General features: G+C 77.4%; 8 protein-coding genes. 7 read left to right on the top strand and 1 reads right to left on the bottom strand.

All coding sequences use genetic code 11. From position 1 onward, the window contains the following. Both WCS02_RS16975 and guaA read left to right on the top strand, forming a co-directional pair. A partial coding sequence (locus WCS02_RS16975; protein WP_340295375.1) for a hypothetical protein occupies positions 1-207 on the top strand: 207 nt, incomplete at its 5' end. Between the two features lie 9 nt (positions 208-216). After that, positions 217-1848 carry a glutamine-hydrolyzing GMP synthase gene (guaA, locus tag WCS02_RS16970; protein ID WP_452039071.1) on the top strand — a complete coding sequence of 544 codons (1632 nt, stop codon included), beginning with the start codon at positions 217-219 and terminating at the stop codon, positions 1846-1848. Positions 1849-1857: 9 nt separating this feature from the next. Here the strand turns inward: guaA and WCS02_RS16965 are convergent, their stop codons facing one another. After that, positions 1858-2343, bottom strand: a complete 486-nt coding sequence (locus tag WCS02_RS16965) for a GNAT family N-acetyltransferase (RefSeq protein WP_340295374.1) — start codon at positions 2341-2343, stop codon at positions 1858-1860. A gap of 245 nt (positions 2344-2588) precedes the next feature. On the opposite strand from WCS02_RS16965, the gene WCS02_RS16960 reads away from it, so the two are divergent. The 5 genes from WCS02_RS16960 to WCS02_RS16940 all read left to right on the top strand — a co-directional run. After that, on the top strand, positions 2589-2882 hold the full coding sequence (locus tag WCS02_RS16960) for a hypothetical protein (RefSeq protein ID WP_340295372.1): 294 nt from the start codon (positions 2589-2591) through the stop codon (positions 2880-2882). Between the two features lie 120 nt (positions 2883-3002). After that, the gene (locus WCS02_RS16955; protein ID WP_340295370.1) at positions 3003-3560 is read left to right on the top strand and encodes a peptidase; all 558 of its coding nucleotides are present in this window, start codon (positions 3003-3005) and stop codon (positions 3558-3560) included. 78 nt (positions 3561-3638) lie between these two features. Further along, complete coding sequence (locus tag WCS02_RS16950) at positions 3639-4529, top strand: SURF1 family protein (RefSeq protein ID WP_340295368.1); 891 nt, start codon at positions 3639-3641, stop codon at positions 4527-4529. Next, positions 4526-4915: a DUF3817 domain-containing protein gene (locus WCS02_RS16945; protein ID WP_340295366.1), complete on the top strand. Its 390-nt coding sequence runs from the start codon at positions 4526-4528 to the stop codon at positions 4913-4915. Before WCS02_RS16950 ends, WCS02_RS16945 begins: the two co-directional genes overlap by 4 nt. Next, positions 4912-5442, top strand: a 531-nt coding sequence (locus tag WCS02_RS16940) for an NUDIX hydrolase (protein ID WP_340295364.1), incomplete at its 3' end; no start/stop codon positions are given. The genes WCS02_RS16945 and WCS02_RS16940, both read left to right, overlap by 4 nt.

Raw genomic sequence — 5442 nt, 5'->3', positions numbered from 1 at the left:
GTCGACGCCGGGTCCGCGGGCACCGTCGGGACCGCGCCGGTCGGGCCGCCGGCCGCGACCCCCGCCGCCACCGTGCTGCCCCTCGGGGACGCCCAGCGCGGCGAGCTGCTGCGGGTGGCCCTGCTCCTGGCGCTCGTCGCCTGCGTCCCGGTCGCCGTCGCCCTGCTCCACGCCCGGGCCTCCGACTGGTGGGTGTCGCGCCACTAGCCTGAGGCGGTGACCGAGACCGGTAGCCCCCCGTCGCCCGCCCCCGACGCCGCGACCCGCGCCACCGACCCGTCCGCGAGCCACCCGACGGTGCTCGTCGTCGACTTCGGTGCCCAGTACGCCCAGCTCATCGCCCGCCGTGTGCGCGAGGCGCGCGTCTACAGCGAGATCGTCCCCCACACCATGCCGGTAGGGGAGATGCTCGAGCGCGGCCCGGCCGCGATCATCCTGTCGGGCGGCCCGTCGTCGGTGTACGCGCCCGGCGCCCCCGACCTGGGTCCGGAGCTCTTCGAGGCCGGGGTCCCGGCGTTCGGCATCTGCTACGGCTTCCAGGCCATGGCCCGGGCCCTGGGCGGGACGGTGGAGCGGACCGGCAGCGCCGAGTTCGGCGGCACCGACCTCGACGTCGTCTCCGGCGACTCCACCCTGTTCCACGGCCTCCCGGTCCGGCAGTCGGTGTGGATGAGCCACGGCGACGCGGTCACCCAGGCGCCCGCGGGCTTCGAGGTCGTCGCCCGCACGACGGGCACGCCGGTCGCCGCGTTCGAGGACCCCGAGCGCCGCCTGGCAGGCGTGCAGTTCCACCCCGAGGTGCTGCACTCCGCGCACGGGCAGGCCGTGCTCGAGCACTTCCTCCACGAGATCGCCGGCATCGCCCCGACGTGGACCATCGGCAACGTCATCACCGACCAGGTCGAGGCCATCCGTGCGCAGGTCGGGGACGCCCGCGCCGTGTGCGGGCTGTCCGGCGGGGTGGACTCCTCCGTCGCGGCGGCGCTCGTCCAGCGCGCCATCGGCGACCGGCTCACGTGCGTGCTCGTCGACCACGGCCTGCTGCGCGAGGGCGAGGTCGAGCAGGTCGAGCAGGACTTCGTCGCCGCCACGGGCGTCGACCTCGTCGTCGTCGACGCGGCCGACCGGTTCCTCGCCGCGCTCGCCGGGGTCAGCGACCCGGAGACCAAGCGCAAGGTCATCGGCCGGGAGTTCATCCGGGTCTTCGAGGAGGCGGCCGCCCGCGTCGTCGCGGACTCCGCCGAGCAGGGCGAGCCGGTCGAGTTCCTCGTCCAGGGCACCCTCTACCCCGACGTCGTCGAGTCCGGCGGCGGCAGCGGGACGGCGACCATCAAGAGCCACCACAACGTGGGCGGTCTGCCCGACGACCTGGAGTTCGGCCTGGTCGAGCCCCTGCGCACGCTGTTCAAGGACGAGGTGCGCCGCGTCGGCCTCGAGCTCGGCGTGCCCGAGGAGATCGTCTGGCGCCAGCCGTTCCCCGGCCCCGGCCTCGGCATCCGGATCGTCGGCGAGGTCACCGCGGACCGGCTGGAGATCCTCCGCCGCGCCGACGCCATCGCGCGCGAGGAGCTGACCGCGGCGGGCCTGGACCGCGAGGTGTGGCAGTGCCCGGTCGTGCTGCTGGCCGACGTGCGCAGCGTCGGGGTGCAGGGCGACGGCCGGACCTACGGCCATCCCGTCGTCCTGCGGCCGGTGAGCAGCGAGGACGCCATGACGGCCGACTGGACCCGGCTGCCCTACGACGTGCTCGCGACGATCTCCACGCGGATCACCAACGAGGTGCGCGAGGTCAACCGGGTCGTGCTCGACGTGACGAGCAAGCCGCCGGGCACCATCGAGTGGGAGTGACGCGGCGGCTCAGGACGGGTCGAGCCGGAGCAGCACGCCCTCGCCGCTGCGGAAGTCCTCGCCGAGCATGCTGGGGGCCCGGAGCACCTCGGTGAAACCGGCGCGGGCGTGCAGCGCCAGCGAGGCCCGGTTCCCGGCGTCGGCCATGGACCACACCGGCCGGCCCGCCGGGCGCAGCTCGGCCAGCAGGAGACCGACCAGCGCGCCCGCGACGCCGGCCCGCCGGTGCTGCTCCGCGACGACGGCCCCGGTCAGCCAGGTCCCCGCCGGTGCCGGGTCGTCGGGACCGGTCGGGAGCCGCTCTCCGGCCTTGGCGTAGCCGACTGTCTCGCCGTCGCACTCGGCGACGACGACGCGCTCGCCCTGCTCCAGCGCGGTGGCCATGGTGGTCCTCCAGCGGCCGGCGTCACCGCCGTACCAGCCGTGCGCGAGCCCGGCGAGGGCCTCGGCGTCCGCGGCCGTCGCCCGTCGGGTGCGCACGCCGGCCGGGGGCATCCCGGGACGCTAGCCGCGGCCGGCGCACCCCGCCCCCGCACGACGAGGGTGCCCGCGCAGTCCTTGTCGATCGTGCGCGGGGCCCGGGCGCCGGCGGGGACGCCCGCGCAGTCCTCGTCGATCCCGCGCGGGGTCCCGGGCGTCGGTGCGAGCACCGGCGCAGTCCTCGTCGATCGCGCGCGGGGACCGGGGGGACGACGACGGTGCCCGCGCAGCCGTCGTCGCCCGGGCACCATGCTGGGGCCGTGCGCACGCTGACCGAGGGGGAGCTGCAGGCCACGGTGTCCGCCGGGCCGCGCCCGTGCGGGGTCGCCGACGAGATGTGGCAGCTGCTCGAGGCCTACGCCGACGCGCTGCCGGACGAGCAGTGGCAGGGGCACCGGCCCGCGCCCCGCGGCACCCCGACGGCCTGGGCGATGCGGGGCGGCCGCTGGGTGCACGTCCTCCTGGCCACCCTCGAGCGGCGGGTGGCCATGGTGGTCGTGCTCGACGTCAAGGACCGGGTCGTCCACGGCCACCGGCTGCTCGACCTGGGCTGACCGGGCCACCGAGGGTCCCGACCCTCGACTGGCACTTGAGGGATCTTGTGTGCCAGCACGTCCGCCCCGCACGCTGTCGCCCCCGCGGACCGCACGGTCCCCGGACACAGGGGAGGTGCCATGGAGCCACGGCAGGACGGACCCGCGGAGCCGGGCGGACCCCTCACGGTGGGCGTCGCCCCGCTGCACCGGGCCGGCGACGGGCTCGCCGGCTTCCTCGTCTCAGGACGCTGGCCCGACAGCACGCGGGAGTGGGTGCACCTGCTCACGCTCGCCGTCCGGGTCGCCACCACGCCCGGCCTGCTGCCGGCCACGTCGCTGTTCAGCGCCAGCGAGGACCGGCCCGACGGCGGCGCCGTGCCCGACGCGGTCGGCCTGGTCCGCCTGGTCGGCCGGGCGCTGGACCCGGGCACGACGGCGCGCCGCCCCCAGGAGCCGCCGGTCGCGCTCCTGCTCCTGCACCCGCCGGGGGAGTCACCGTCCAGCACCCCCGAGGTGGACGGCGTCGCCAGCGGCTGCGTCCTGCTCCCCGGGGCGCCGCACCTGGGCCTGGACCACCGCGCCGCGTGGGTCGAGGCCGAGCCCGACGGCACGGTCACCCGCCTGGTCAGCCGGCGCGGGGTCGACCCGTCCGACGACGTCGACACCGCCGTGCTGGCCCTGCTGCTGGCGGCCTGAGCCCCGGCGGCTCCTGACAGCGCCCCGGAGACCCGCCTCGTCGTCGGCCCGCCGCCGGGGGTCCGTACCCTGGGGGGCGTGGTCCGGACCCTGCTCACGTGGCGCTGGGCCGCGCTGACGCTGGTCCTCGTGGCCGCCGTGGCGGGCATGGTCCTGCTCGGCCGATGGCAGTGGGAGCGCAGCGTCCCGGAGGCCCCGCGCGCCGCCGTCGACCTGGCCACCGTCGAGGCGGCCTCGCTGCCGGACGTCGTGGCGCTCGCCGGCACCACCGGGGCCGCGGTCCCCGAGACGGCGGCGGGGGACCTGGTCGCCGCGACCGGACGCTGGCGCACCGACCGCACGCTGCTCGTGGCCGACCGCGACCTCGACGGGCGCCCCGGACGCTGGGCCGTGACCGCCCTGGAGGTGCAGGGCCCCGACGGGCCCGCCCTCCTGCCGGTGGTCCGCGGCTGGCTGCCGTCCCCGGCGGGCAGCCCCGCGCAGACGGTCGACGAGCCCGCGGGGGCGGCCACCGTCGTCGGCTGGCTCCAGCAGTCCGAGCCGCTCGACGTCCCGGCCGAGGTCGTGCAGCCCGAGGGCGTGGTGCCGCTGCTCGCCGCGGCCGACCTGGCCAACCGCTGGCCGGAGGCGCTCGTGCCCGGCTTCGTCGTCACCGCGCCCACCCCGTCCCAGGCGGCCGGGGCCGACCTGGAGCTGCTCCCCGGCCCGCCCGCCGAGGACACCGGCGCCCGCGACTGGCGCAACCTGGCCTACTCCGCACAGTGGTTCGTCTTCGCCGGCTTCGCCGTCGTGCTCTGGTGGCGGATGCTGCGCGACGACGCCGCCCGCACGGACCCCCGCCGCCGCGACCTGGCCGACCTGGACGACGAGACCGACCCGACCGGTCCCCCCGGCCCGGACGCCTCCACCGACCCCACGGACCCGCCCGGCCCGGCCGGCACCGCCCCCCGCGAGAGGACCCCCGCATGACCGCCGCCCTGAAGAGGTTCCGCGTCGTGGCGTGGATCGTCGGGACGTTCCTCCTGCTGCTGACCGCGGGCATCCTGCTGCGCTACACGGACCTGTTCGGCGTCCGCTCCGACGTGCTGTCCCGAACCGTCAGCCCGGTCCACGGCTTCGGGTACATGGTCTACCTGGCCACCGGCATCGACCTGGCCAGCCGGCGGCGCTGGCGCCCGCTCACCACGCTCGCCGTGCTGCTCGCCGGCACCGTGCCCTTCCTGTCCTTCCTCGCGGAGCGGCGGGTCACCGCCGACGTCCGGGCCGAGGCGGACAGGCGCCGGGGGGCGGGCCTGGACCCTGACACCGGCCGGGGTCCCGGTGCCACCGACGGCCGGCGCGCCGCCGCCCGGTGAGGCCGGTCACCCGCCTCGCCGCGTACGCCCTGCTCCACCCGTCCGCCGACGACGGGCCGGGGGACCGGGTCGTCCTCGTCGAGGCGTCGCGGCGCTCGGACCTGGCGGGGCGCTGGTTCCTGCCCGGCGGGGGCGTCGACCACGGCGAGCACCCCGACGAGGCCGTCGTCCGCGAGGTCGCGGAGGAGACCGGCCTGCAGGTCCGTCCCGTCGCGCTGCGCCAGGTGCTCACCGACGTCCTCGACCTGCCGCACCGCGGGGTCCGGCTCCACACGGTCCGGCTCGTCTACGACGTCGAGGTGCTCGGCGGCACCCTCCGCACCGAGGTCGACGGCTCGAGCGAGCGGCTCGCGGTCCTCACCCCGGACGAGGCCGCCGGGCTGCCCCTGGCCCCGTACGCCGCCCGGGCCCTCGGCCTGCCCGAGGTGGAGCTGGGGCCGCTCGCGCCGGACCTCGACGCCCTCGCGCCGCTGTCCGGGGTCGCCGGCGGCACCGTCCCCGGCGCGGCCGCCGACGGTACGGGGGAC

The organism is Aquipuribacter hungaricus (assembly GCF_037860755.1).
GTDB classification, from domain to species: domain Bacteria; phylum Actinomycetota; class Actinomycetes; order Actinomycetales; family JBBAYJ01; genus Aquipuribacter; species Aquipuribacter hungaricus.
The sequence above is the reverse complement of the archived record's forward strand: the minus strand, read 5'-3'. Positions and strand labels throughout refer to the sequence as shown.